Genomic DNA, 26,245 nt, shown 5'->3' with positions numbered 1-26,245 from the left:
ACATCGCGCGCCCCGCAGGGCCGTTGCTCCGCGAGTCCGGCCGGGGCACCTCTCGGGCGCGGGTACGACAACGCGTCAGCGCGTCAGGCCGTCACCGGACCAGCTGCGTGCGCGCCGCCGCGCAGTGGGCGGTGGTGTGCATCCGCATCTCGCTCAGGCCCGGGTAGTAGATGTGCAGGCTCACCGACGGCTCCAGCGCGTCGTTGACGACCTCGTGCATGTACCCCGGCGCGAACACCCGCTGCGTGCCCGCCCCGACCACGCGTCTTCCGCTTTCCGACCGCTCGGTCAGCATGCCCTCCAACACGGTCAGCACACCGAAGGAGCGGCCGTGGTCGTGCAGTCCGCTGCCCTGCCCCGGCACCCAGGACAGCAGCCACACCTCGTAGCCGGGCCCGGTGCGCAGCCGGTGGTACCAGCGCGCCGTGGCGTCGTACCGGACGAGGTGCTCCCACTGGGAGCGATCGGCGGCGACGGAGCGGGCCAGGCCGACGAATTCGGCGACGGTGGCCGGGTGGTCGCGCGGGGGCGGCAGGAGGTGCGGGACCTCGAGGAGGTCACCGGCGATCTGGAGATCGCTGTCGCTCACGTACGGACCACCCGGCTTTCGGAGGGCCGGAGCACGTCGAGGTCGAAAGCTGTCGCGGACTCCTTGTCCAGGGTTTCGGCCCGGAGGCCGGCGCCGGTGGCGACTGCGGTTGTGCGAGCGGTGAGCGGACCCTCGTGCCAGGTCATGAGGTGGGCGCAGCACCGGGGAAGCATCAGTCCGGGCGTCTCTGTCGTGTTCATCACTGCTCCTTTCGTTCGGGTCGGTTCACCAGGTCGGTCGGGCGCCTCCCTGGCGGTGGCCGTGATCGCGGTGCGGACCGTGCTTCACGGGGTGCGGCCGAGAGCGGGCCGGGGTGTGCACGAGGCCATGTCCTGGAGCAGCGCCTCGTGCCACAGGTCCGTGCCGTCGGGTCCGGTCAGGAAGTGCGCGGCCTTCAGGCTTCGCCACGAGAGGTGGTCGGTCTCGTCGCGCCAGGCGTGAGCCGAGGACGCCGGGATCACGGCGTCCTCGGTGCCGTGGTAGAGGAAGACCGGGCACCGCAGACGGTCGTAGGTCGCGGGCTTGAGATAGCTCTCGCTGGCGTGGAGTTCCGCCCGGATGGTGGGGAGGAACAGTTCGAGAAGTTCCTCCTCGTCCGTCAGGTCCGGGCTCAGTCCACCGATCCCGGCGAGCTCACCGAGCAGTTCCGCGTCGCCCATCGAGTGCCAGTCGATCGGTGGCAGGGGGGTGGACGGCGCCCGCTGGCTCGCCGCGAACACGGCCTCGACCCGCTTCCCGGACGCCTCCAGGCGCGCGGCCATGTCGTACGCCACGAGTGCCCCGTAGCTGAGGCCGGCGAACGCCAGTCGTTCGGTGTGCGCGATCTCCGCGGCCAGCGTGCGCAGGACGTACGCGCTCACCGAGGCGACGTCCGGGAGGGGCTCCTCGAAGAGCCGCCCCTCCCGGCCGGGCAGGTCGGGCAGGACCACCTCGACACCGTCCGGCAGGTCTTCCCGCCAGCTCCGATATCGCCCCAGCCCACCGCCGGCGTGCGGGAAGCACACCAGGGTCAGGGTCCGCAGGCCAGACATGTGAACACCTTCTGTCGATCGGTGGTTTCAGCGGCGCGTGGCGACGGCTGCGGCCGGGCCTATCCAGCTCAGCAGTTCGTCCAGCGCCTCGTAGAGGGCCTCGATCTCGGAGACCTCGTTGTAGAGGTACGCGGAGACGCGGAGGATCTCCCCGCCGGCCAGGCCGGTGACCAGCGGCTGTGCGCACATGTGACCGCTGCGCACCATGAAGCCGTAGGAATCGCTCAGCATGCGGGCGACCTCGCCGGTGGGGACGCCCTGCTCCAGGCGCAGGCTCACGAGCGCGATCCGGTCGGTCAGGTCCGGCGGCCCGACCAGACGCACCCCCGGGCGGGTGAGCGCCCCGCCGACCAGGGCCGAGGCGAGTTCGCGCTCGCGCCGCCGGAGCGCCGGGGCGTCCTGCGACTCCAGGTACCGGATCGCCGCGCCGGACCCGATGACGGAGGCGATGGCCGGCGTACCCGCTTCGAACTTGAAGGGCGTACGCCGGTCCACGCTGCCGTCCAGATCGACCCAGTCGACCATGCCCCCGCCGACCGACAGGGGGCGCAGCCCGGCGAGGAGCCGACTGCGGCCGAAGAGGACGCCGACCCCGGTGGGGCCGAGCATCTTGTGCATCGAGAAGGCCAGGAAGTCGACGTCGAGCTCGTGCACGTTGATGCGCTCGTGGGGCAGGGACTGCGCGGCGTCGAGGACGACGACCGCGTCGGTGGCCGAACGGATCTCGGCGATCAGCTCCGCCACCGGGTGGACGACACCGGTGACGTTGGAGCAGTGCGTGAGCGCGACCACCTTCGGCCGGCCGCGCAGCAGCTCGCGGAAGTGGTCGCGGTCGAGTCTGCCTTGGTCGTCGACCCGGGTCAGCGCGAGGCGGCCGGCCCGCCGCCACGGCAGCATCTGCGAGTGGTGCGCGTCCATGCACCCCACGACGTAGGCGTCCGGTTCCAGGTCCAGTCCCTGGGCGACGAGGTTCAGGGCCTCGCTCGTGTTCCGGGTCAGCACGACCTCGTTCGCCGCGGCGCCGAGGTGGGCGGCGATCGCCACCCGGGAGGCCTCGTACGCGTCGGAGGCCTCCTCGGACAGCCGGTGCTTGCCGCGGTGGATGTTCGCGCCGTTGGTCTCGTAGTACTCGGTGATCGCCTCGATGACGGGCCGCGGCTTCAGGGTCGTGGCCGCGTTGTCCAGGTAGGAGATCGTCTGCCCGTCGATCTTCCGCCGCAGGGCCGGGAAGTCGTCCCGGAGGTTGTCTCGAACGGTCATCGCACACCTTCCGCGGATATCTGGGAGACGCAGGGCTGGAACTTGCCGCTGCGCTCGCTCGCGATGTAGTCGACGGCCTCGACGCGCACCGGATTCGGCGCCAGGGCTTCGGTCAGGCGGTGGGTGAGCGCGGCGATGCCGTCGGTCCGCGCATCGGTCCGCGCATCGGTCCGCGCGTCGGTCCGCGCGTCGGCGCCTGGGAGGTATGGGATGTACCGGAAGGTGCATGCTCCGGTGCGGTCCTGCTCCAGCTTGTAGACGTCGATACCGGGGGCGTCGCCGACCAGGGCGTCGACGGCGCCCGGCGTGACGACCCGGCCGTCCGCCAGCCGGATCATGTGGGTGGCGCGGCCCTCGATCCGCACCAGCGGCAGCTCGCTGCCGCAGCCGCAGGGGGTGCCCAGGGGGGTGAAGTGGTCCCCGGTGGCGTACCGGATGCGCGGGACGAGTGCGTCGTCCTTGGTGGTGACGTACAGCTCACCCGTCTCGCCGTCGGCGACGGGCTCGCCGTCGCGGACGAACTCCACATGGAAGTCACGGTCGTTGATGTGCCGCATCCCGTGGTGGCACTCGAACCCGAGGTAGCCGAGCTCCGACATGCCGATCATGTCGCCGATCGGCAGGTCCGGGCCCATGAAGTCCTCGATCTGGCGCCGCGCCACCCGCGTCATGAGGGTGTATCCGCACACCACGTGCAGTCGGCGCGGCGAGCTGATCCGGCGGCCGAGCCGCCGCGCCCACCTGGTCAGGAAGGCGAAGTGCGTCGGGTCCACCACGAGGAGATCGGGTTCGTAGAGCTCGATCTCGTCGAGGGCCTTGACGATCTGCCACTCCGGTGTGGCCAGGAGGTCGTGGGCCACGGTCAGCACCAGGGTGCCGTCCGCGAGCGTCCGGTCCTCCATGGTCGAGAATCCCGTGGCGCATTCCACGTCCGAGCAGTTCGGCGGGGCGAAGCGGCAGATCCTGGGCCGGCTGCCGGGACGCCACAGCTCGTCGAAGCGGCGGTTCACGCCGAGCGCGGTCGCCTGCCTCCTCGCCAGGTCGTAGGCCAGGATGGCGCTGTTCAGCCGCTCGCCGGAGGTTCCGGAGCTCTGGAAGCGCATGACGTGCGGCGAGTTGAGGGTGTAGCCCTTGGCCAGCACCCCCGCGGGAAAGTTCCGCCGGTAGTGGGACTTGGAGGTGGGCGGCAGCCGCAGGAAGTCTCCCGGGCCCCGGATGTCCTCGGGCCGCAGACCGCTGGCTTCCATGTGCTTGCGGAAGAAGACGGTGTTGTCGAACGCGTAGGCGATCTCTTCCCGCACTTCTTCGAACGTCGTCGACTCGCTCATGCCATGGCCACCAGGACGGTGCGGGACCCGGTGTAGGGGTTCCTGCCGTGCGAGAACTGCTCGTTGTCGACGATCATGATGTCGCCGGCCTGCCAGGGCAGGGCGATCTCCTCCGCCGCGTAGGCGGCACGGATCTGCGCCAGGTCCTCCGGGTCCAGGGGCGTGCCGTCTCCGTACAGGGCGTTGCGGGGCAGTTCGTCCTCGGCGAAGCTCTCGCGCAGCCCGCGCTCGACGTGCTCGGGAAGCGAGCTGACATGGAACAGGTTCGCCTGGTTGAACCAGACCGTCTCCCCGGTCGCCCTCGCCTCGACGGTGGCCTGCACCACGTGCCGGGTGCGCAGCCGCTCGCCGCCCAGCCACTCCGCCCGGATGCCGTGCCGCTCGCAGTAGGCGTCGACCTGGGCGCGGTCCTCGGTCTGGAAGACCTCCTGCCAGCTCAGGTCCACTCCGTGGCCGAAGTTGCGCACGTACATCACGCCGTGCCGCTCGAAGCGCTCACGCGTGGCCCGCGGCAGGCGGGCGTGGACGCGGGCGCTGTCCGCGATGGGCGTCTCGCCGCCCGTGGCCGCCGGGACGACACAGGTGAGGAACAGGGTGGCCGGCCACGAGTCCGTGTACGACATCTCGTTGTGCTGGGGGATGGTCTGGTCGGCCGGGTACTCCGTCGACGTGAAGACGTTGCCGTCGACCCGCCGGCGCGGCGTGGACCGGTTGTCGTAGTCGCGCAGCTCACCGTCGAGCGCGGTGGCGAGTTCGGCCAGGCCCGCGGCGTCCAGCGGCGCGAAGCCGCGCAGCAGCACGGCGCCGTGCTCGTCACGCAGCCGGGCCAGGGCGTTCCCCGAGCCCGCCAGCCACTCCCGTGCGTCGAGGCCGGTGAGGGCCGGTGTGCAGGACACCGCGCGCGTTCCGTCGATCAGCGGGGCGACGCGGACCAGCGTCTCGCTGGTGACCGCGACGGACCTCCGGGCCCTGGTGAAGCGCCCGTTCGTGCCGGTGCCGGTCGTCTGGGTCAACATGCGTCTGCCGCTTTCTTCTCGAGGAGCCGGTCGATGAACTCGGCGAGCTCCGACACGACGGGGAACTCGAACAGGTTGCGCAGCTTGAAACTCACCTTGAAGTCGTCCCGCAGCCTGGCGACGAGCTGGGTCGCGAGCAGCGAATGCCCGCCCACCTCGAAGAAGTCGTCCTCTGCGCCGACCTGACGCAGCAGCAGGAGCTGCGCGACGATGTCGGCGACCCGCTGCTCGGTCTCGGTCCGGGGCGCCACGTAGGCGGTGGATCCCTGCGTGTAGAAGCCCGGTTCGGGAAGCATCGAGGCGTCGACCTTCCCGGTGCTGGTCAGCGGGAAGGCGTCCAGGGCCACCAGGTGGGCGGGCAGCATGAAGTCCGGGAGCCGCTCGGCGAGGAACTCGCGCAGCCACTCCGCGCTGCCCCGGCCGCCCTCGGCGTCGATGAGGTATCCCACGAGGTGGGCGCCCGTGCTCTCACCGGCCTCCACGACCAGGCTGCCGGTCACCCGGGGGTGCTGGCGCATGACCGCCTCGATCTCGCCCAGCTCCACGCGGAAGCCCCGCAGCTTGATCTGCCGGTCGACCCGGCCGAGGAACTCGACGGTGCGGTCCGGAAGGAGGCGCGCCTTGTCACCGGTGCGGTACATCCGCCCCGCCGGGTCCGGGCTGAACGGGTCGGCGACGAACCGGGCGCTCTGCTCCTCGGTCGGGGACAGGTAGCCGTGCGACACGGACGATCCGCCGATCCAGAGTTCGCCCGGCACACCGGCCGGCAGCGGCCGGCGCAGGGGGTCCAGGACGTAGGCGCGGGCGTGCCGCATCGGGGTGCCCAGCGGGACGCTGGAGGCCAGGGCGGCCAGGTCGTGGGAGGCGGTGGCCTCCCCGCAGAGCACGCCGACGGTCGTCTCGGTCGGGCCGTAGTGGTTGAAGAGCCTGCAGTCGCCGAGGTAGCCCTTGAACAGGTTGTACCAGCCCCAGCCGAACGGCTCGCCGCCCGTGACCAGGGCCTGGTGCGGCATCAGCCGCTCCGGCGCCTCGGCCACGGTGAAGACGGCCTCCAGGTGCGACGGGGTGATCTTGAGGAGGTCGTAGCTCTCGCAGGAGAGCAGTTCGGCGAGCGCCTGCGCGTCAGCGGAGACCTCCGGCGCGACGATCAGCAGCTCGCCCCCGGTGACGAGCGGCGGGAACAGCGCCGTGTTGCCGAGGTCGGTGCCCAGGGTGCTCAGGGCGACCGAGTCGATCGGGCCGGTCAGTTCCAGCCGGTCGAGTACACCGTCGAGGTAGGCGGCCAGGTGCCCGTGACCGACCACAACGCCCTTCGGCGTGCCGGTGGAACCCGAGGTGAAGATCACATAGGCGGGGTCGTCGTCGGTGGTCGCCACATCGGGGGAGTCGCTCGCGCGGTGGGCGCACACCGTCAGGTCCGCGTCCAGGAGGACGGTGTCGCAGTCCTCCGGAAGAGTCCGGGCCGTCTCCGCGGTCGCCACGGCACGGGAGAGACCGACCGCCTCGACGACCGCGGCCCGCCGCTTGGCGGGCAGGCTCGGGTCGACCGGCACATACCCGGCCCCGGCCTTGGCGATCGCCAGCATGGCGACGACGGCCAGGTCGGAGCGTTCGAGGCAGAGACCGACCAGCTCGCCGGCGCGCACCCCGCGCCCGGCCAGCTCGTTGGCCAGCCGGCCTGCGGCCTCGTCGAGTTGCCGGTACGTCCAGGAGCCTGCGGCCGTCCTGAGCGCCGGGGCGTCGGGGGCGAACCGCGCGGTCCGCTCGACCTGACGGTGCCAGTGCTCCGCGGGGCGCTTCGGCGGCTGCGCGGGGTTCATGGCCGCGACGAGCTCCCGCGCGGCGTCCTCGTCCAGCATGGCCAGGCCGGGCACGGCGGCCCCGAGATCGCCGCCCAGCGCGGCCAGGGCGGCGCGCAGGCAGGCGAGCAGTGCCTCGGCACCGCCCTCCGCCATGCCGAGGGCCTGGTGGCGCAGGGTGAGGCGGATCTCCCCGTCCAGGACCTGCGCGGAGAGTGCGGCCTTGCGGGCGTCGTCGGACGGTTCGATCCGCAGGTCGCGGAAGGCCGGCTCCTGCGGCGAGCCGAACTCCGAGCCGGACTCCGAGCCGGACTCCGAGCCGGACTCCGTGACGTCGTGGAAGGCGAACCCCGGTATTCCGGCGACGTGCTGGCCGGCCGGGTCCATGGAACTCTCGTCCGCCTGCTCGAAGGTGTCGAGCTGCAGGTCCACCGATCGCAGCAGATCGGTCAGCGTCGTCTCGTCCAAGACCGCGGCGAACACCGGCACGGGCGTCTCGAACAGGCCGATCGAGGTCCGGAGCTCCGGGAACGGCCGACGGGTGAGCAGCGCGTTGACCGCAAGGCGCTCCGGCCGTCCGGCGGCGTGCCACAGGGCGACGAACCAGCCGGTCAGCAGAACGCTGCGCAGACCGCCGTCGCAGTCGTCGCCGAGGCTTCGCAGCCGCTGTGCCAGCGGCCCGGGGACAGTCCACCGCAGGTCGGCGAGGGCCGTGTCGTCGGAGAGGAGTTCGAGCGGCAGGTTCAGCGGAGGCAGTTCCGTCAGCCGGGCCGCGCGGTCGGCCGCGAGCTCCTTCTGGCGCGGGCTCGCCGCCCCCTCCTCCAGCTGCCACTGGGCGTAGTCGGCGTACTGGACGATGCCGTCACGGCTCCACGGGGTGCCGTGCAGCCGCGCGGCGCAGGCCTGCCGCAGGTCCCGGAGGAAGACCTCGGCCGAGAGGGCGTCCATGCTCATCCGCGGCGCCGACACCACGAGTGACCGCTGCCCGTCGGTGTGGGTGAAGAGGGTCAGGCGCAGGGGTTCCGCGTCGTCCTCGGCCGTCTGCGCACGCGCCTCCTCCCGTACCAGAGCGGTCAGCGCGGCCTCGTCGCCGGAACGCTCCGACAGGTGGAAGCGCGGACGGTCCTCGATCACCATCAGCGCGGTGCTGTTCTCACCGAGCACCTTGCGGTAGACGGTGCGCAGGCTCTCGTGCACCGACACCACGTCGTGCACCGCGTGTTCCAGCACCTCGCGGTCGAGCGGGGTGCCGAGGCCGACCCGGGCCACCGTACGGCCGGCCCGTCCGCCGGCCACCAGCGTCAGGACGTGCGCCTGCTGCTTCGACAGACGGAAGCCTTCCCAGGCCTGGGACTTCAGTTCTGCTCCGGCTCGATCCACAGCTGCCCCTTCGTGAACGTGTTCCATGTGTTGACTGCGTCCGTACCGAGGTATTCGGCGGCGATCTGCCAGAAACCCGCGTACTCGGCCGGGAGGTTGAGATGTGAATGGCTGACCTGCTGCGGCATGTGCGCCAGGACGTCGCCGAGTTTCATGCGGAGGAGGTCCTCGAATTCCTCCCGGTCCACCGGAATGTCCTCACCGGTCCGCCGGTCCTTGAGGGCCGGTTCCCCTTTCGGGCGCATGATGTTGCGGAAGCTCTTGCCGAGCGACGCGTAGTTCATGACGGAGAAGGTGTGGATCATCTGCTCCACCCGGGGTCCGACGACCGCGCGGACCTCGACCCGCCGCTCGTCCGGAATGGACTCGACATTGTCGTTGTGCAGCCCCTCCGTCCCGTAGACGCCGTGGAACAGTCCGGCGAGGCAGACATGCTCCCCCGCCTTCATGTCCTGGAGGATGGCGCAGGCCCGGAACATGTGGTCCAGGAGGGTCTCGTCCTGGTGCGCGATCTTGTGCAGGCCCAGCTGCACCAGGTCGCTCCGATATCGTTCGGCGTCAATCATTCAGCATTCCTCGGTCGTCCTTCGGCATTCCTCGGTCGTCCTTCGGCATTCCTCGGTCGTCCTGCGGTCGCCGTTGCGACCGGATGTCGTTCCATGACCGCTGCTTTCGCGTCACTTCCTTGCCTTCCCACAGGTTTTCCAGAGTGCGGTTGACGAGGCTGAGCCTCATGTCCGGTTCCTCGGACAGGAGTTTCACCAGCTCGCTCAGGCAGCGCGTCAGACGGCGGACGGTGGAATCGGAGAAAAGGCCGACACGGTAGTCGATTCCGCCCGCCATTCCCCCCTTCTCGTCGACCACGAGCGTGAGCTTGATGTCGTGCACCGACAGAAGGAATTCCGCGTCGATCTCCTCGGCACGTACGCCGGGAAGGTCCCAGTCGGGCAGCGGGACGTCCTCCAGCAGGAACCAGGTGCGGTACACCGGTGCCGATCCGCCCGAGCGGCGTTCCGGCCTGACGGCCTGGACGACGTGGTCGAAGGGAACGTCCTGGTTCGCGTACGCCTCCAGCGCCCTCTCACGGACCTCCCTGAGCACGTCCGTGAAGGTGGGATCGCCCGTGAACCGCGTCCGGACGGCGAGGCTGTTGACCAGGAAGCCGATCGTGCTCTCCAGCTGCGGGTGGGCGCGGTGGCCGGCCGGAACGCCCACGACGATGTCCTGCTGGCGGCACCACCACTGGAGCAGCACGTTCCATGCGGCGAGGTACCCCATGAACGTGGTCGCGCGTTCGGCCGTGCAGACGTCCCTGAAGCCGGCGGCCACCACGGGGTCGACCGTGAGCGGCGCGCGGGCCCCCTCGACGACCTCGGAGTCCTCGATCGTCCCCTCGGTGGGCAGGGCCAGTACGGGCAGCGGAGCGGCCAGTTCGCGGCGCCAGAAGTCGATCTGGTCCCGGAAGGCCCCCGATCCGGCCTGCTCCGCCTCCCACCGGGCGACGTCGGCGTACCGCAGACCGGGTTCCGGGAGGACGGACTCGTTCCCGCCGCTGTACAGCGCGCTGATCTCACGGACCATGATCGACGTCGACCAGGCGTCCCAGACGATGTGGTGCACGGAGACCACCAGGACGTGCTCCTGCGGTGCGACCCGCAGCAGCCGCACCCGGAAGTGGGGTCCGCTCGCGAGATCGAAGGGGGTGCGCGCCTCCTCGGCGATCACCCGCTCCGGAGCGAGCTTCTCCGGGTCGTCGCACACGTCGATGAGCTGGAAGTCCAGCGGCTTGCCGGTGCCGGGCATCTGGTGGGGGGCGTCACCGGCCGCCTCGAACGACAGCGACAGGACGTCGTGCCGGCCGACGAACGTCTCGAAGGCGCCGCGCAGGGCCCTCACGTCGAGCGGACCCGTGAGACGGAACGGCTGGACCAGGTTGTACGTGGTGCTGCCCGGAACGAGCTGGTCATGGAACCAGAGGCGGGCCTGGGCGGCCGTCAGCGGAACCAGGGCCCCGTCGTCCTCCGTGCGGGCGGGCCCGGACACCGGACGTGACGTGTCGGCGCCGTCCGCCGAGCCGATCGCGGCCGCGATGCGCTCCAGCGTCGGATTGTCGAAGATCACCCGGATGGGGATCTCGACGTCGAGGGCCTTGCGCAGCCGGACGACCGTGCGCATGGCGGTCAGCGAGTCGCCGCCGAGCTCGAAGAAGTGGTCCCGCCGGCCGACCCGTTCGACCTTCAGCATGGTCTCCCACACCGCCGCGACGACCTTCTCGACCTCCGTGGCCGGTGCCTCGTACACCGCCGGCTCGTCCAGCTCGTCCGGCACCACGAGGGCCTTCCGGTCGACCTTGCCGTTGGCCGTGAGCGGGAGCCCGGAGATCCCGACGACGGTCTCGGGCACCATGTACTCCGGCAGCTTCCCGGCGAGGAACTCCCGTACGTCCGACGGAACCTGCCCGCCCTCCTGGGGCACGACGAACACGATCAGCCGTTTGGCTCCCTGCGGGCGGCCGTGGACGACGGCCACCGCGCCGCGCACGGCAGGATGCTGGAGCAGCGCCGTCTCGATCTCACCCAGCTCGATGCGGTACCCCTGCAGCTTGACCTGGAAGTCCTCGCGCCCGAGGAACTCGATCTCGCCGCTGGGCAGGAACCGCCCCAGATCGCCCGTCCTGTACAGACGTTCGCCCGTCACGGGGTGCCGTACGAAACTCGCGGCGGTCTTCGCCTCGTCGCGCAGATAGCCCTCCGCCAGGCCGACGCCGCCGATGTAGAGCGGCCCCGGAACACCGGTCGGACGCGGACGGAACGCCTCGTCGAGGACGTGGAAGGTCTGGTTGCGCATCGGGCGGCCGTACGGGATCGACGGCCAGTGAGCCGGCACCTCCCCCACGGGGTGGAGGATGGACCAGACGGACGCTTCCGTGGCACCGCCGAGGCTCACGATCTCCGGCGCTCCGAGGACCCGCCGGATGCGCTCCGGCAGAGTGACGGGGAACCAGTCGCCGCTGAGCATCACCAGCCGCAGCGCACCGCTCTCCGCACCGCCCACCGTCATGTGCTCGACCAGCAGTTCCATCAGCGCCGGTACCGAGTTCCACACGGTGACACCGGCCCGTTCGGCCAGGTCGAGCCAGACCGCCGGATCACGGTGCGAGGCCGGGTCCGGGACGACGACGGCACCACCGACGGACAGCGGACCGAAGATGTCGTAGACCGACAGGTCGAAGCTCAGCGACGACAGGGCCAGCGTCCGGTCGTGCTCCCCCACCGCAAAGCGGTCGTTCACGTCGGCGACCGTGTTGAGGGCGCCGCGGTGGCTGATCATCACGCCCTTGGGCACACCGGTCGAGCCCGAGGTGAAGATCACGTAGGCGAGGTCGCCGGCGTCCGTGGCCGGCCGGGCGGCGTCCGTGGCCCGCCGGGCAGCGGGCAGTGCCCCCGGGTCGGCGGGCAGCGTGTCCACGGAGAACACCGCGCCGTCCGGCAGCAGCGGACCGCTCAGCCGCCCGGCGATCCACGACTGGGTCAGCACGGCCCGGACCTGGCCCTGGGCGAGCAGGAGGCGGATCCGCTCCTCGGGCAGCCCCGCGTCCACCGGCAGGTACGCCGCGCCCGAGGCCAGGGTGCCGAGCACCGCGGCACTCTGTTCCCAGCCCTTCTCCATGACCACGGCGACCAGGTCGTTCGGCCGGATGTCCAGCGCGGTGAGCCGGGCGGCGATCACCCGGGCGCGGCCGGCGAGTTCGCCGTAGCTCAGTGTCCGGGTCTGTGTGATCACGGCCGGACGGTCCGCAGCGCGCTCGGCGATGGCGAAGAACGGCTCGTGGAGCAGGCCCGACGGCAGATGACCCGCCGTCCGGTTGTAGTCCTCCCGCGCCGCCGCGTCCGCGGCCGGCAGCAGCGACGGCAGGGGCAGGTTCCACCGGGCCTCGTCGTCGGCCAGCCACCGCAGCAGGTCCAGGGTGGCGCCGTGGATCGCGGCGACCAGCCCGTCGGGGAAGAGCTCGTCGACCGCGTCGATGTCCAGAACCAGGGAGCCCTCCGACTCGAAGACCTGGGCGTCGATCCACACCTGCGGCGTCTGGGAGATGCTGAACACCTCCCGGCCGATGCCGGTGTCCTGGCCGTGGTCGAGGAAGAGGCTGGTGAACACCGCCGGCATCGCCGCGTCCGGGCGCACCTTCTTGATCTCTCTGAGGACGCGGACACCGCTGAACAGACGGTGGTCGATGTCGGTCAGCAACTGGTCCCGCACCGCCCGCGCCCGCTCGCCGAACGAGCCGGTGCCGGCCGCGTCGACCTCCAGCAGCGTCACCGACGTGAAGTCGCCGACGACGGCGTCCACGCCCGGGTGGAGCGGAAGCCGGTTGGCCATGGGCAGGTTGAGCGTGAACCTGCGGTGCGTGGCCCAGGTCGCCATCGCCTCGCCGTAGGCCGCGACGGTGAGCGCGGTGGGGGTGATGCCGCGGCGGGCGGCGACCGCCTTGAGCCGGCTCCAGCGCCCCTCGTCCAGGGTTCCGCTCACCCGGCTGAAGCGGGGCGTGTCGATGGTGCGCGGCTCGCGGGCCAGCGGCAGCTCGGGGGCGGGGGCGAAGTCCGGCACCCGCTCGCACCAGTACGCCTGCGCACGGCGGTACAGGTCGGTGTCCTCCAGGCTCTGCTCCGCCAGGACGTAGTCACGGAAGGAGAGCTGGATCTGGGGCAGGTCGGCGTCCGGGTCCCGGTACAGGTCGGCGAGTTCGCGGAGCAGCAGATTCGAGCTGCGGGCGTCGGTGATCAGACCGTCGATGCTGTAGTGCAGGCGGGTGCGGTCACCGTCCAGGAGGGTGGCGCGCAGCTCGAACAGCGGCCATCGCTCGGGCGCGAAGACCTGGTGGGACATGGCGTCGCGGGTGGCCTGAAGGGCTGCGCCCGCCTCGTCGTCCGGCCGCCCGCGCACGTCCTGGGCGTCGATGACGTAGTCGGGTACGTCGGTGAGGATCCGCTGCTCTCCGCTGGGCAGCACGATCGCGCGGAGCATGCCGTGCCGCCGGACGAGCCGCCGGAACGCGTGCTCGAGCCGGGGCAGGTCGAGGCCGGTGACCTCGAACTCCTCGTAGCCGTGCATGCCGACGTTGCCGATGTCGAAGACTCCGGTACGGCCGATCCAGTAGGCCTGCTGCACATCGGTCAGCGGGAAGGGCTCCGCCGCGGCGGCCGGGTCGGCCACGGCGACCGGCAGTGCCGCGGGGGCGCCGTCCCCGGGCTCGTCGCGGGCCTCGTCCACCGCACGCGCCAGGCCGCGGATCGTCGGCGACTCGATGAAGGTGCGCAGCGGGACGTCGACGCCGAAGAGGGCACGTACCCGGGAGACGAGCTGGGTGGCGAGCAGCGAGTGCCCGCCCAGCTCGAAGAAGCCGTCCTCCGGGCCGATGGCGTCGCCACCGAGGAGGTCGGCGAAGACCGCGGCGACCTCCCGCTCGGTCGGGTTCCGGTAGTCGGGTGCGGCAGTCTCCGCCGACTCCCGCGTCACGGGCTCACGCGTCGCAGGCTCCCGCGTCGCGGGCTCACGCGTCACGGACTCCTCCGCCGCGCTCTGCCCGGTACCGCAGCCGCAGCCGCCCGCGGCCGCGGGCCCGGCGAGCGGGGGCGGGTCGATCCAGCACCGCTCGCGTTCGAAGGGATAGGACGGCAGCACCGTGCGGTGCGGCCGGACCCCGCCGGCCAGTGCCTCCCAGTCCACCGCCACGCCCTCGCACCAGAGTTCACCGACCGCCGACAGCAGTTCCGGCCCGTCGGTCCCGGCCGTGAAGGGCAGGCACGCCACCGCGTCGGCGCCCGCGGCCCGGGCCAGCCGGGTCAGCACCTGACCCGGACCGGCCTCCAGGAGCACCGCCCCGATGTCGCGGACGGCGGTCAGGGCATCGTCGAAGCGGACCGTGGCGCGGATCTGCCGTGCCCAGTACGCGGGGCTGGTGGCTTCCTCGTCGGTGATCCAGTCACCCGTCACGTTCGAGACGAACGGGATGCGCGGTGGTGAGAGCCTGACGCGGGCGGCCTCTTCCTCGAAGGCGGCCGCCGCACCGTCCATGAGGCGCGAGTGGAACGCGTGGGAGGTGCGCAGCCGCTTGGAGACGATGCCGCGACCGGCGAGCCGCGCCTCGAAGACAGTGATCGCCTCGGCCGATCCGGCGACCACACACTCGCGCGGTCCGTTGACGGCGGCGAGGTCCACACCGTCGAGCAGCGCCGCCAGTTCGCTCTCCGGCAGCGGGACAGCCGTCATCACGCCCGCCGGCGCGGACTGCATGAGCCGGCCGCGCACGGCGACCAGACGCAGCGCGTCCTCCAGGGACATCACTCCGGCGACGCAGGCGGCCACCAGTTCGCCGAGGCTGTGTCCGACCATCGCGACGGGGCGCACGCCCCAGGACTCCCAGAGCCGGGCGAGCGCGTACTCCAGGACGAACAGCGCCGGCTGCGCCACGGAGGTCCGGTCGACCGCCGCGCCGTCGCCGGACACCGGGCCGTCGAGACCGAGCACCGGCCGTACGTCGACGGCTCCGTCGGTCAGCGACGCCAGCAGGGACGCGGCCCGGTCGGCCTCCGCCCGGAACACCGGCTCCTGTTCGTAGGCCGCCCGGCCCATGCCCGCACGCTGGGCGCCCTGTCCGGGGAAGCCGAGGACCACCTCACGGTCCTGGGACAGGCCGGCCGCGCCGCGCCGCGCCGGGATGCCGGAGTCCAGCGCCTCGACGGCCTCGCCGGTGCCGCCGACGACGAGGAACCCGCGGTGCGCGAGGCTGCGGCGGCCTCGCTGCAGGGTGTACGCGACCTCGTCGATGCGCTCGTGCGGGTTCACCCGGAGGTGACCGGCGAGCCGGTCGGCGGCTGCCGCCAACGCGGTGGGGGTCGCGGCGGAGACCGGCAGGACGTGCCGGGTACGGCCGCTGGGGGCGGGCGTACGCGCGGGGGCCTCTTCGAGGACGACGTGGGCGTTGGTGCCGCCGATACCGAACGAGCTGACGCCGGCCCGCAGTTGCTCGCCCTCCCACGGCACCAGGGCCGTGTTGACGTGGAACGGGCTGTCGTCCAGGCCGAGTTGCGGGTTCGGCTCGGTGAAGTGCAGGGACGGCGGAAGCTTTCTGGCCCGGAGTGAGAGAACCACCTTGATGAGGCCGACCGCACCGGCCGCCGTGTCCAGGTGGCCGATGTTCGTCTTCACGGAGCCGAGGGCGCAGCGGCTCGCGGGGTCCGTGCCGAAGACGCTCTTGAGCGCGGCCACCTCGACGGGGTCGCCCAGCGGGGTGCCGGTGCCATGGGCCTCGATGTACGAGACCGTGGACGGGTCGACGTCGGCGACGGCGAGCGCCTCCGCGATCACGTCCGCCTGGCCCTCGACGCTCGGCGCGGTGAAGCCGACCTTGCGCGCGCCGTCGTTGTTGACGGCGGACCCCCGGATCACCGCGTGGATCACATCGCCGTCGGCGAGGGCGTCGTCGAGCCGCTTGAGCGCCACCACGCCGGCGCCGCTGCCCGCCACTGTGCCGTCCGCCGCGGCGTCGAACGCGCGGCAGTGGCCGTCGGACGACCTGATGCCGCCCTTCTCGTGCAGGTGTCCGCGCCGCTGCGGGATCACGGTGGCACCGCCGGCCAGCGCCACGTCGCACTCGCCGTTGTTCAGGGACTGGCACGCCGTGTGCACGGCGACGAGGGACGTCGAGCACCCCGTCTGGACGCTGACGCTCGGCCCCCGCAGGTCCAGCTTGAAGGAGACACGCGTCGGCACGAAGTCCTTGTCGTTGCCGAGGGACGTCTGGAACTCGCCCACCCGTGCGACGAGGTCACCGTTCGGCAGCAGGTTGCGGTGCAGATAGGCGCTTTCGCCGACACCCGCGTAGACGCCGGTGACCTTGTCCGTCGCGCCCGGGGCGCACCCCGCGTGCTCCATGGCCTCCCAGGCGCACTCCAGCAGCAGCCGGTGCTGCGGGTCGAGCATCTCGGCCTCACGCCGGGAGAAGCCGAAGAAGGCCGCGTCGAAGCCCTCCATGTCGCTGAGCACACCGAGCCGGCGCACATAGTCCGGCCGGGCGGCCTCGTCCGGTGCGACGCCCGCGGCGAGGAGTTCCCCGTCGGTGAACGTGGTGATCGACTCGACGCCGTCGCTCAGGTTCCGCCAGAAGGCGTCCAGGGTGTCCGCGCCGGGACATCGCAGGGCCATGCCCACGACGGCGACCGCTCCGGCGGGCGTTGTGCCGTCGTCCAGGATGTCGTTCGTCATTCCCGTCTCCAAGATGTCGGAAGTCACCGCGCGGTCCTCCGCGGTGCCTGTGCGCGCGAACGCGCCTTGCGTGCGGCCGCCCGGCGGCGTCCCGCGTCACCTGTCACGGCGGGGCTCCGCCCTTCGTCGGCGAGATGCCGGGCCAGGCTCCGGACGGTGGGGAACGCGAAGAGGTCCGCCACGGGGATCTGCCGTCCGAGCCGCTCCGTCAGCCGGGCCTGCACCCGCAGCAGGAGCAGCGAGTGCCCGCCGGACTCGAAGAAGTTGTCCTCGGCTCCCACCTGCTCGACCGCCAGGACCTCGCTCCACACGGCGGCGACCAGGCGTTCCACCGCGCCGCTGAGCGGGACCCGGGCAGCGGTGTCCGCCGCTCGGGAGGGAGGGGGCAGGGCGCGCCGGTCGGTCTTGCCGCGTTCGCCCCGCGGCAGCGCGTCCATGAGGACGATCGAGCCGGGCACCATGTACTCCGGCAGCTTCCGCTCGAGATGTTCGCGCAGTTCGGCCGCCGTGACAGCGCCGGAGAGGGCGGCGTAGCCGACCAGCACGGGTCTGCCTGGAACGTCCTCGCGCAGTACCGCCGCCGCGTCCGTGACGCACGGGTGCGCGTTGAGGGCGGCCTCGATCTCGCCGAGTTCGATGCGGAAACCACGCAGCTTGACCTGGTGGTCGTCGCGGCCGAGGAACTCGAGCGTCCCGTCGGCGGCCGCGCGCGCCCGGTCGCCCGTGGCGTACATGCGCTCGCCCGGCGGCCCCCAGGGGTCGGGCAGGAACGAGGCCGCCGTTCGCCCGGGGTCTCCGAGGTAGCCCAGGGACACTCCGGGGCCCGCCAGGTACAGGTCGCCGTGGACGCCCTGCGGGACCGGCCGGAGCCGTTCGTCGAGCACATACGCGCGGACACCGGGGAGGGGCCTGCCGATGGGGACGGTCGTCCCGTCGTACGACTCCCCCGGACCGGGTTCGTACAGCGTGGCCGTGATGGTGGTCTCCGTCGGGCCGTACGCGTTCAGCCACCGCACTCCGGCCGGCGCCGCGGCCTGCCACTGCGCGAGCCGTCCGGCGTCGACCCGCTCGCTGCCCACCACGACGAGCCGGAGAGCGGGGCAGGCGCTCGCCGGATGCCGGTCGAGCACGGCCACCCATTCGTGCCAGTACGACGCCGGAAGGTTGAGCACGCTCAGCCGCTCCCGGCGGACCAGCTCGGTCAGCTCCGCGATCCCGGGCACCGGCCCCGCCGGGAGCAGGACGACATGGCCGCCCCGGATGAGCGTGGCGAAGAGCTCCTCCGCCGCCACGTCGAAGGCGGTCGAGGCGAACTGGAGCACCCGGTCGTCGGGACGCAGCCCGTAGCGGTCCGCGACCGTACACAGCGTGTGGGCGAGGTTGGCCTGGCTCACGCACACCCCCTTGGGGGTGCCGGTGGTCCCCGAGGTGTACAGGACGTAGGCCGTCGTCGCCGGGGCGGTGGCACACGGCGCGGTGTCCGGGACGGACCCGTCCGCCCCGGACACCGCGGCGGACCCGTCCGCGCGCAGCGCCTCCTCGGCGGAGACGAAGGGAACGTCACCGCACGCGGGCCGGTCCACCTTCGACGAGCCCAGCACCAGGACCGCCTGCGAGTCCGCGAGCACCTGTTCGAACCGGTCCTGCGGGGCGGCGACGTCGACCGGGACGTAGGCGGCCCCGGCCTTCATGACCCCGATCAGCGCGGCCGGCCAGAGGGGGCCGCGCGCCATGCGCACGACGACGGTGCTGCCCGAGCGGACACCGAGGGCGTGCAGGTGGGCGCAGATCCGGTCGGAGTGGGCGGCCAGTTCGGCGTAGGTCAGGGACCGGCCGTCCTGGCTGACCGCGGTGCGCCCGCCCCAGCGGGCGCAGGCCTCGTCCAGGAGCCGTACCAGCGTGTCCGTGGCCATGTCCGCGTCCGTGTCCGCGTCCGTGTCCATGTCCATGTCCGCGTCCGCGTCCGCCCTGGACGCCGTACCGGCGCCCGCTGCCAGGGCCTCCAGCTCGGCCGCGCCGAGCAGGGACAGCTCGGCAAGCGGTGCTTCGGGTGCGGCCAGAGCGGACTCCAGCAGGGCCGTAAGGTGGCCCGCGAACCGTTCCACGGTCGCCCGGTCGAACAGGTCGACGTCGTACTCGATCGCACCGCACAGAGCCCCCGATTCCAGCGAGGACTCCTCCCACACCAGGGTGAGGTCGAACTTCGCCACCGGGCTGACGGACTCGTGCACCGTCATGGACAGCCCCGGCGCGACGACCGTGTCTTTCGGCACGTTCTGCATCGCCATCATCACCTGGAACAGGGGCGTCCAGCTGGGGTCCCGGGGCGGCCGTACGGCCTCCACCGCCTGCTCGAAGGGAACGTCCTGGTGCTCGAAGGCGCTCAGCGCACTCTCCCGGACGACCGCGAGAAACTCGGCGAACGTCTGCTCCTCGTCCCAGCGGGAGCGCAGCACCAGCGTGTTCACGAAGAACCCGATCAAGTCCTCGAGTTCCGGACGGGTCCGGCCTGACACCGGCGTGCCGACGCTGACGTCCCGGACCCCCGCGTAGCGGCCCAGCAGCAGCGTGAAGACGGCGAGCAGGGTCATGAAGCGGGTGGCGCCAAAGCGTCGGCTGACCTCACCGAGCCGGGCCGTCAGTTCGCTCGGCAGCCGCACCGGGACCGTGTCGCCGGCATGCCGGGGGGAGGCCGGACGAGGGCGGTCGGTGGGCAGGTCGAGGACAGGCGGCGCGCCCGCCAGGCAGTCTCTCCAGTAGCCGAGCCGTCCGTCCTGGTCGGGCTGGTCGAGGAGCGCGCGCTGCCAGACGGAGTAATCCGGGTACTGGACGGGGAGCTCCGGCGACGGTTCGGCCGCACCGCCGAGCCCTGCCCGGTACAGCACCGCCAGGTCCCGCAGGAGCACCCCGACCGACCAGCCGTCGCAGACGGCGTGGTGCATCGTCACCAGGAGCACGGACCGCCGCTCGTGCAGACGCAGCAGGCGGAAGCGGACGAGCGGGCCCTCCGAGAGGTCGAAGGGGAGCAGGGACTCCGCCCGGGCACGCTCGGCGGCCGTCGCGGTCCGCGCGGCCTCGGGCAGCTGCCCGAGGTCCTCGGTCTCCAGCCGGACGTCACCGGCCTCGTCGACCACCTGGACGGGGTCGCCGTCCGCGGTTCCCACCAGCCGGGTGCGCAGCGAGGCGTGGCGCCGCACCAGTGCGCGCAGGGCGTGGCGCAGGGCCGTCAGGTCGAGGACGCCCGTGAGCGTCACGGCCAGGGGGACGTTGTAGAGGGCACTGCCGGGGTCGAGCCGGTCGAGGAACCACAGGCGCCGCTGGGCGAAGGAGAGGGGCTGGGGTCCCGGGCCGGCGGGGACCAGGGGCGGGTCGACGCGCTCGGAACGGGCCGCCGCGGCGCGCCGCGCGAACGCCGACACCGAGGGCGCCTCGAAGATGTCCCGGATGCCGAGCCCGGTGCCGAGTTCGGCGGCGACGCGGGTGACCGCCTGAGCCGCGAGCAGTGAGTTCCCGCCTAGCACGAAGAAGTCGTCGTGCGCGGAGATCTCCGCGACCCGCAGCAGCTCCGACCAGACCCGGGCGACCAGGTTCTCGGTCGCGCCCCGCGGCGGGACCCGGGTCCCGGACCGGACGCCGTCCCGCTCGTCCGGCTCGGGTAGCGCCCTCAGGTCCGCCTTGCCGTTCGGTGTGACCGGCAACTCGTCGAGGGGCACGTACCAGGTCGGGACCATCGCAGCGGGAAGCCGCTCTGCCAGGAACGACCGCAGGACGCGGGGCTCGGCCCGCACCCCGCCCGTCATGACCACATAGGCGGCCAGGGCCCGCCGCTCGCCTTCCCCCTTCAGGGCTACGACCGCCTCGCGCACGCCGGGACACGCGCGGAGCACGTTCGCGATCTCGTCCGGCTCGATACGGACCCCGCGGAGCTTCACCTGGGAGTCGGCTCGGCCGAGGTACTCGAGGACGCCGTCCTCCCGCCAGCGGACGATGTCCCCGGTGCGGTAGAGGCGTTCCCCGTCCCCGAACGGGCTCGGCACGAACCGCTCGGCGGTCAGGCCGGGGCGTCCGGTGTATCCGCGGGCCAGTCCCGGACCGCCGATGTGGAGCTCACCGGGCAGACCGATGCCGGCGTGCCCGCCGCGGGGGTCCAGGACATACAGGTCGGTTCCGGCGATCGGCCGGCCGATCGGCACCCGGGCGTCGGCGTGCGGGGTGCCGACGTCGTGGCAGCTCGCGATGGTGGTGCCCTCGGTCGGGCCGTAGGCGTTCACCAGCCGGACGCCCTCAGCGGCGTTCCGTACCGCCCGCACCCTCCGCACGTCCGCGGCCTCGCCGCCGAAGAAGAGCGTGCGCAGCCGCCGGAACATGGCCGGGTCCGTGTCGGCGCACTTGTGGAACACGGCGGTGGTGAGCAGCATCGAGGTGATCCCATCGGCCTCGATGCGCCTGCGCAGCGCCGGGGGCGAGAGGACGTCGGCCTTGGGGACGCCCACCAGCCGCGCGCCGTTCAGCAGCGCCCCCCAGATCTCGAAGGTGGCCGCGTCGAACGAGGTGTTGGCGACCTGGCCGACCACATCGGAGGAGTCCCAGCCGAGGTAGTCGGTGTCGCGGACCAGGCGCACGATCCCGCGGTGGGTGACGGCGACACCCTTGGGGAGGCCGGTCGAGCCGGAGGTGTAGAGCACACAGGCCTGCTGGTCGGGATGCGGCAGCGGGAGTTCCGCCGGTCCGGCGGGCCCCGCGCGCAGTTCGCCGACCTGGAAGGCCAGTCCGGCGGGCCCCGCGCACAGTTCGCCGACCGGGACCACGGGCACATCCCCTCCGAAGGAGACGTCGCGGTCGGCGATCACCAGGCACGCACGGCTGTCCGCCACCATGTGGGCCAGCCGTGCGTCGGGATGCCCCGGGTCGAGCGGCACGTAGGCGGCGCCGGCCAGCAGGACCGCCAGCATCGTGACGACCAGCGAAGCCGAGGGCTCCATGGCGAGTCCGACGGTGCTCTCTGCCCGTACCCCGCGTTCCAGGAAGGCCCCCGCCATGCGCTCCGCCCGGGCGTGGAGCTCTCCGTAGGTCAGGGTTCCGTCCTGGAACACCAGCGCCACGGCGTCCGGGGCGGTCCGGGACCGGTCACGCAATGCCTCGACCACGCTGACGGCGGCCGTCCGTAACGGTTCCGTTCCCCACGCGGTGAGCAGCGCCCGCTCCTCGGCGGTCGTGTGCACGAGCCGGTACAGGGGCGACGCGGGCGAGTCGAGGGCGGACTCCAGCAGGGCCGTGAAGTGGTCCGCGAACCGCTGTGCCGTCGCCCGGTCGAAGAGGGCGGTGTCGTACTCGACCGTGCCGCACAGGGTGCCCTCCGGTGACGGCCCGTCTGACGGCCCGTCCCAGAGCAGGGCGAGGTCGACGTCGAGGCCGGGGCCGGGGCCGGGGGACGGGGCGGGGTGCGCGTCCCGCACCGCCGTCATCAGCCGGAACCGCGCCGTCCCGGTGGAGTCGTCGCGCTGGTCCGGGCGCTCGGCGGCGTCTCGCAGGCCGTCCCGCAGGCCGTCCCGCAGGCCGTCCCGGACGCCGGTGAGAAACTCCCCGAAGGTCTGTGTGTCCTCCGGACGGGAGCGCAGCACGAGCGGGCCGTACGGGAAGGTCCCGGCCGACACGCCGACGCCGACGTCGGCCACTCCTGCGCAACGGCCGGCCAGAAGGACGAACACCGCCGTCAGCGTCGTGAACCGGTCCGTGTCGTGGGCGCTTGCGACCCGGCCCAGACGCCGTGCGATCGAGTCGCCGAGTGCGATCCTCACCGAGTCGCGCGGTTCACGGCGCGTCGAGGACCGCAGTCGGTCGGTGGGGAGGCCGAGCGGCGAGGGCGTGTCGTCCGACCGGTACCGCTCGTGTGCGTTGTCCGCCACGTCGGGGTTCTCCTTCGAAGGGCATGGCTCACCGGGGGACGGAGCCGAGGGTTTCGGATCCGGCCCGTTCGCCGGACGGGATGTGACGGGATGTGACGGGATGTCTCAGAGGGAGCTGACCGGGCTCGGCTGCGCCGTCCCGTCCACCTGCTCGGGCAGCCGCCGCATCGCGCGCACCGGGGACAGCAGTACGACCAGGGCGGGCACGAACAGTCCGACCGCCGAGACGACGACCGTCTCGCGCAGGCCCCAGGCACTGGCCAGGGCACCGCCCATCAGGGAGCCCAGCGACAGGGTTCCCCAGGAGAGCGAGCGCACGGTCGCGTTCACCCGGCCCTGCAGATGGTCGGGGGTGATCGACTGGCGGAAGCTGATGACGGTCACGTCCCACACGGGAATGCCGAAGAACCCGATGAAGGTGGCGAGGCCGGCGAGTGCGGCGGAACCGAGGGAGTTGCCGTGCACGGTGGCCAGCAGGAGAAAGCCGACGCCGGGCAGAGCCACAGCGGCCGCCAGGGTCGGGCCGATGCCCAGCCAGGCGTTCAACCGCTCGGACAGCAGGGCACCGACGAGCCCGCCGACGCTGCCGACGGCCACGATCAGGCCCACCGCCGTCGAAGCGAGTCCCGCCTCACGGATGAGGTAGAGGAAGTAGACGGCCATGACCGAGCTGAAGAACAGGCTGAGAAAGAAGACCGCGGCGGTGCACCAGCGGAGCAGGGGGTTGCGGCCGACGACGGCGAATCCCTCGCGGAGTGACGCCCAGACCGACTGCTTGCCCTGGGCGTCCGGATCGGCCGGGGGCGCGGCGTCCGCGGGCAGTCTGATCAGGGCGAGAGCCGAGACCAGATAGCTCACGGCGTCGATGGCGATCACCAAAGGAGCGCTCATCACGCTGATCAGTCCCCCGGCGATGCCCGGACCCGCGACCTCGGCCGTCGAGGCGGACGCCTGCAGCCTGCCGTTGGCCTCCATCAATCGCTCGCGGCCGACCAGTCCGGGGAGATAGGACATGTAGGCGATCTCGAAGAAGACGGTCATGACGCCCACGAGGAAGGTCACGACAAGGAGCTGAGGGATCGTCAGCACGTCGAGCATGTAGGCCGTGGGGATCCAGGCGAGCGCGGCGAACCTGATCGCGTTCGCCGTGATCAGGATGGGCCGCCGGGCCCGTCGGTCCACCAGGACACCGACGAAGAGTCCGAACAGCAGGAAGGGGAGCGTCTCCAGGGCGCTCAGCAGACCGGCCTCCATCGGTGACGCGTGCAGGACGACGACCGCGGTGAGGGGCAGTGCCACATAGGTGATCTGGGTGCCCAGGAAAGAGATCGACTGACTCGACCAGAACACGGCGAACGGCCTGTTCCGGAAGAGGGAGCCGGGCGGATGGGGTGCCTCCACGGCATACCTCCGGTTTCGGCGGGAGTGGGATGGGGGGAGGGAGGGAGAGGAGGAAGGGGCAGCATGGCTGGTGGCCATCACTCCACAGCTGGCCGTGACTCCGCAGGTGGCCGTGACTCCGCAGCTGGCCGTGACTCCACTGGCGGCCATCACTCCACAGCTGGCTGTCTCTCCAGGTGGCCGTCACACCACAGGTGGCCGTCACTCCATGGAAAAGCGGAGGCTCAGCGGCCTCATGTCCGTCCAGTGCGCGTCGACGTAGGCGACGCATGCCGACCGGTCCGCAGGGCCGTGTACGACGGTCCAGCCGGCGGGCACGGCGCAGTGGTCCGGCCAGAGCGCGTGCTGCCCTTCGCCGTTCACCACCACGGCCAGACGGCTCTTGGGATCGTCCAACGCATTCACCATCGGTTCACTCCTCGGGTTGCCCGATCGTCCCAGCGGCGTGCCATGGCAGACCGCTTTGCGGGCCCCACGTTGTCACTTTGGTGACATCACCTTTCCATAGTGCTCCGAATTTTGGCAACTACTTGTCAAGCGCTGTGCCAAACCCGTAGCGTGGCGTCACGTCCGGCTCGGACATCACAGCAGCACGCTCTCTCCACGCCTCTCGAGGGGAACCCCTGACATGCGATGTCTCCACCGACTCGGCGCCGTTCTCGGTCTGGTCGCGATCATCTTCGCCATCGGTTACGGCAATGCCGCGACAGGGGCGACGACCAGCCCGACCTGGACGGCGTCGCTGGCAGGTTCCGGAACTCCGAAGATCGACTGGCCCTGACCGTCGGCACTCATCGGAGTCTCCCGACGGATACGCCCGGGCATTGCCAAGCCGACCCACGGGTCATTACCAAAAATTGACAACTGCTCTGGCAACTGCCAAACTGTCGGTGACATGGGGGTGGGGGAAGCCGCGATCAACGGCTTCCCCCACCCCCATATGCATGGCAAGGGAGGAATGAGCGGTGGTCGATCGGTCAGACTTCGGTAAGCGACTGCGAACACTGAGGCAGGAACGGGGCATGTCCCAGGCGCAGTTGGCCGGCGCTGAGATCTCCGCCGGCTACCTCTCCCGCCTGGAGTCCGGGGCGAGGCCACCCACCCCCAAGATCATCACCTACCTCGCCGAACGGCTCGATGTGTCCCCGTCCGCGTTCGACGGCCCGCCGGCCGCGGACGAGGCACCGGTCGCGGCCCTGGTCGGAGCGGTCACCGCGACGCCCGACGGCGACGGCCAGATCGGCGAGCTGCTGGAACGTCTGACACACCAACAGACCGATCTGTCCCTCCCGTTGCGGTGGCTCGCCCTGTGGTCGCTGGCCGGGATCCGGTCGGAGGGCGCCACACACGAGGCTCAACTGCACCTGGGCCAGGAGCTGCTGCGGACCGCCGAGGAGTGCGGCATCCCCGAGCTGCGGGTCCGCTCCCTGGTTCTGGTGTCCCGTCTCCACCGCTCGCTCGGTGACATGAAGATGGCCAACGCCTGTGCCGACGACGCCTACTCCACCGCGATCGAACATGACGTGCCGAAGGCCGACACGGTCCGCGCGCTCATGGTGCTGATCTCCACGGAGGCCGAGGCGAGCCGGCTGCACGACGCGCTGAAGTACGTGGCGGACCTGGAGGTGCTCTCGAAGTACACTACGCGGACCATGCGCGTCGAAGCCCTGTGGACCGCGGCCAGCGTGTACGTCCGGCAGGGGAACCACGCGGCCGCCGCGGCCCGGCTGGCCGAGGCACTGACACTGAGCAGCAGCGCCGACGACCTCCGGCTGTGGATGCGGCTGCGCTTCGCCGCCGCGTCGCTCTACCTGCAGATGCACCCCTGCCGGCTCACCGACGCCCAGCAGATCCTCAAGGAGGTCGAGCCCGCACTCGCCCTGGTCGGGGACGCCGGGCAGCACCTGGAGTTCCGCACGATCTGCGCCCATGCGCATTTCCAGGCGGGGGACCTCGACGCGGCGCGCACCCTGTGCGAGGAGATCCGCCCTGACGCACAGAAGCTCGAATTCCGGGACATGATCCGGTTCGAGGTACTGGTCCATCTGCTCGACATCATCTCCGGGCAGGTGGAGGCCGGGGTGCGCGCCATCGAGACGCTGGCCGGCAAGGCGCACGAGGCGTCGAACATGGATCTCGCCGCGGAGATCTGGAAGAACCTCGCGGAAACCCTGGCCTTCGTCCAGTCGGCGAAGTCAGGCCCCCGGGCAGTCGATTCATAGTCCCAACGCACAGTCCCCACCTGGTCCCCCGCCCTCGTAGTCCCCGCC

The 26,245-nt window shown here is 71.6% G+C and carries 14 protein-coding genes; 2 read left to right on the top strand and 12 right to left on the bottom strand.

What is annotated here, in order from left to right:
- Nucleotides 1-91: 91 nt before the first annotated feature.
- From ACSYGN_RS20105 to ACSYGN_RS20050, 12 genes are all read right to left on the bottom strand, one after another.
- Nucleotides 92-589, bottom strand: a complete 498-nt coding sequence (locus ACSYGN_RS20105) for a cysteine dioxygenase (protein ID WP_460397561.1) — start codon at nucleotides 587-589, stop codon at nucleotides 92-94.
- Nucleotides 586-789, bottom strand: coding sequence for a hypothetical protein (locus tag ACSYGN_RS20100; protein ID WP_460397559.1), 204 nt, complete (start codon nucleotides 787-789; stop codon nucleotides 586-588). Before ACSYGN_RS20100 ends, ACSYGN_RS20105 begins: the two co-directional genes overlap by 4 nt.
- 84 nt (nucleotides 790-873) lie before the next feature.
- Complete coding sequence (locus ACSYGN_RS20095) at nucleotides 874-1,620, bottom strand: thioesterase II family protein (protein ID WP_460397557.1); 747 nt, start codon at nucleotides 1,618-1,620, stop codon at nucleotides 874-876.
- A 27-nt stretch (nucleotides 1,621-1,647) separates the two neighbouring features.
- A complete protein-coding gene (locus ACSYGN_RS20090) occupies nucleotides 1,648-2,880 on the bottom strand; it encodes an aminotransferase class V-fold PLP-dependent enzyme (protein WP_460397555.1) in 1,233 nt (410 codons plus the stop codon).
- Complete coding sequence (locus tag ACSYGN_RS20085) at nucleotides 2,877-4,208, bottom strand: phenylacetate--CoA ligase family protein (protein ID WP_460397553.1); 1,332 nt, start codon at nucleotides 4,206-4,208, stop codon at nucleotides 2,877-2,879. The genes ACSYGN_RS20090 and ACSYGN_RS20085 overlap by 4 nt, the downstream gene beginning before the upstream one ends.
- The gene (locus ACSYGN_RS20080; protein ID WP_460397551.1) at nucleotides 4,205-5,224 is read right to left on the bottom strand and encodes a TauD/TfdA family dioxygenase; all 1,020 of its coding nucleotides are present in this window, start codon (nucleotides 5,222-5,224) and stop codon (nucleotides 4,205-4,207) included. The genes ACSYGN_RS20085 and ACSYGN_RS20080 overlap by 4 nt, the downstream gene beginning before the upstream one ends.
- Nucleotides 5,218-8,403, bottom strand: coding sequence for a non-ribosomal peptide synthetase (locus ACSYGN_RS20075; protein ID WP_460397549.1), 3,186 nt, complete (start codon nucleotides 8,401-8,403; stop codon nucleotides 5,218-5,220). The genes ACSYGN_RS20080 and ACSYGN_RS20075 overlap by 7 nt, the downstream gene beginning before the upstream one ends.
- Nucleotides 8,379-8,969 (bottom strand): DUF6817 domain-containing protein, encoded by a 591-nt coding sequence (locus ACSYGN_RS20070; RefSeq protein WP_460397547.1) that lies wholly within the window; start codon nucleotides 8,967-8,969, stop codon nucleotides 8,379-8,381. The genes ACSYGN_RS20075 and ACSYGN_RS20070 overlap by 25 nt, the downstream gene beginning before the upstream one ends.
- Complete coding sequence (locus ACSYGN_RS20065; RefSeq protein WP_460397545.1) at nucleotides 8,962-16,695, bottom strand: hybrid non-ribosomal peptide synthetase/type I polyketide synthase; 7,734 nt, start codon at nucleotides 16,693-16,695, stop codon at nucleotides 8,962-8,964. Before ACSYGN_RS20065 ends, ACSYGN_RS20070 begins: the two co-directional genes overlap by 8 nt.
- Complete coding sequence (locus ACSYGN_RS20060) at nucleotides 16,692-22,574, bottom strand: amino acid adenylation domain-containing protein (protein WP_460397543.1); 5,883 nt, start codon at nucleotides 22,572-22,574, stop codon at nucleotides 16,692-16,694. The genes ACSYGN_RS20065 and ACSYGN_RS20060 overlap by 4 nt, the downstream gene beginning before the upstream one ends.
- Nucleotides 22,575-22,679: 105 nt before the next feature.
- Nucleotides 22,680-23,975, bottom strand: coding sequence for an MFS transporter (locus tag ACSYGN_RS20055; protein WP_460397541.1), 1,296 nt, complete (start codon nucleotides 23,973-23,975; stop codon nucleotides 22,680-22,682).
- A 201-nt stretch (nucleotides 23,976-24,176) separates the two neighbouring features.
- A complete protein-coding gene (locus ACSYGN_RS20050; RefSeq protein WP_460397539.1) occupies nucleotides 24,177-24,383 on the bottom strand; it encodes an MbtH family protein in 207 nt (68 codons plus the stop codon).
- A gap of 220 nt (nucleotides 24,384-24,603) precedes the next feature.
- On the opposite strand from ACSYGN_RS20050, the gene ACSYGN_RS20045 reads away from it, so the two are divergent.
- Complete coding sequence (locus tag ACSYGN_RS20045; RefSeq protein WP_460397537.1) at nucleotides 24,604-24,756, top strand: hypothetical protein; 153 nt, start codon at nucleotides 24,604-24,606, stop codon at nucleotides 24,754-24,756.
- 184 nt (nucleotides 24,757-24,940) lie between these two features.
- On the top strand, nucleotides 24,941-26,197 hold the full coding sequence (locus tag ACSYGN_RS20040) for a helix-turn-helix domain-containing protein (protein WP_460397535.1): 1,257 nt from the start codon (nucleotides 24,941-24,943) through the stop codon (nucleotides 26,195-26,197).
- Nucleotides 26,198-26,245: the final 48 nt, after the last annotated feature.

It is taken from the genome of Streptomyces sp. YIM S03343, assembly GCF_054729195.1.
The sequence above is the reverse complement of the archived record's forward strand: the minus strand, read 5'-3'. Positions and strand labels throughout refer to the sequence as shown.

What these genes read in the sequence shown, in the direction of transcription:
- ACSYGN_RS20070 (WP_460397547.1), bottom strand. Translation starts at nt 8,969, where the DNA reads ATGATTGACGCCGAACGATATCGGAGCGACCTGGTGCAGCTGGGCCTG.
- ACSYGN_RS20100 (WP_460397559.1), bottom strand. Translation starts at nt 789, where the DNA reads ATGAACACGACAGAGACGCCCGGACTGATGCTTCCCCGGTGCTGCGCC.
- ACSYGN_RS20045 (WP_460397537.1), top strand. Translation starts at nt 24,604, where the DNA reads ATGCGATGTCTCCACCGACTCGGCGCCGTTCTCGGTCTGGTCGCGATC.
- ACSYGN_RS20095 (WP_460397557.1), bottom strand. Translation starts at nt 1,620, where the DNA reads ATGTCTGGCCTGCGGACCCTGACCCTGGTGTGCTTCCCGCACGCCGGC.
- ACSYGN_RS20085 (WP_460397553.1), bottom strand. Translation starts at nt 4,208, where the DNA reads ATGAGCGAGTCGACGACGTTCGAAGAAGTGCGGGAAGAGATCGCCTAC.
- ACSYGN_RS20090 (WP_460397555.1), bottom strand. Translation starts at nt 2,880, where the DNA reads ATGACCGTTCGAGACAACCTCCGGGACGACTTCCCGGCCCTGCGGCGG.
- ACSYGN_RS20050 (WP_460397539.1), bottom strand. Translation starts at nt 24,383, where the DNA reads ATGGTGAATGCGTTGGACGATCCCAAGAGCCGTCTGGCCGTGGTGGTG.
- ACSYGN_RS20080 (WP_460397551.1), bottom strand. Translation starts at nt 5,224, where the DNA reads ATGTTGACCCAGACGACCGGCACCGGCACGAACGGGCGCTTCACCAGG.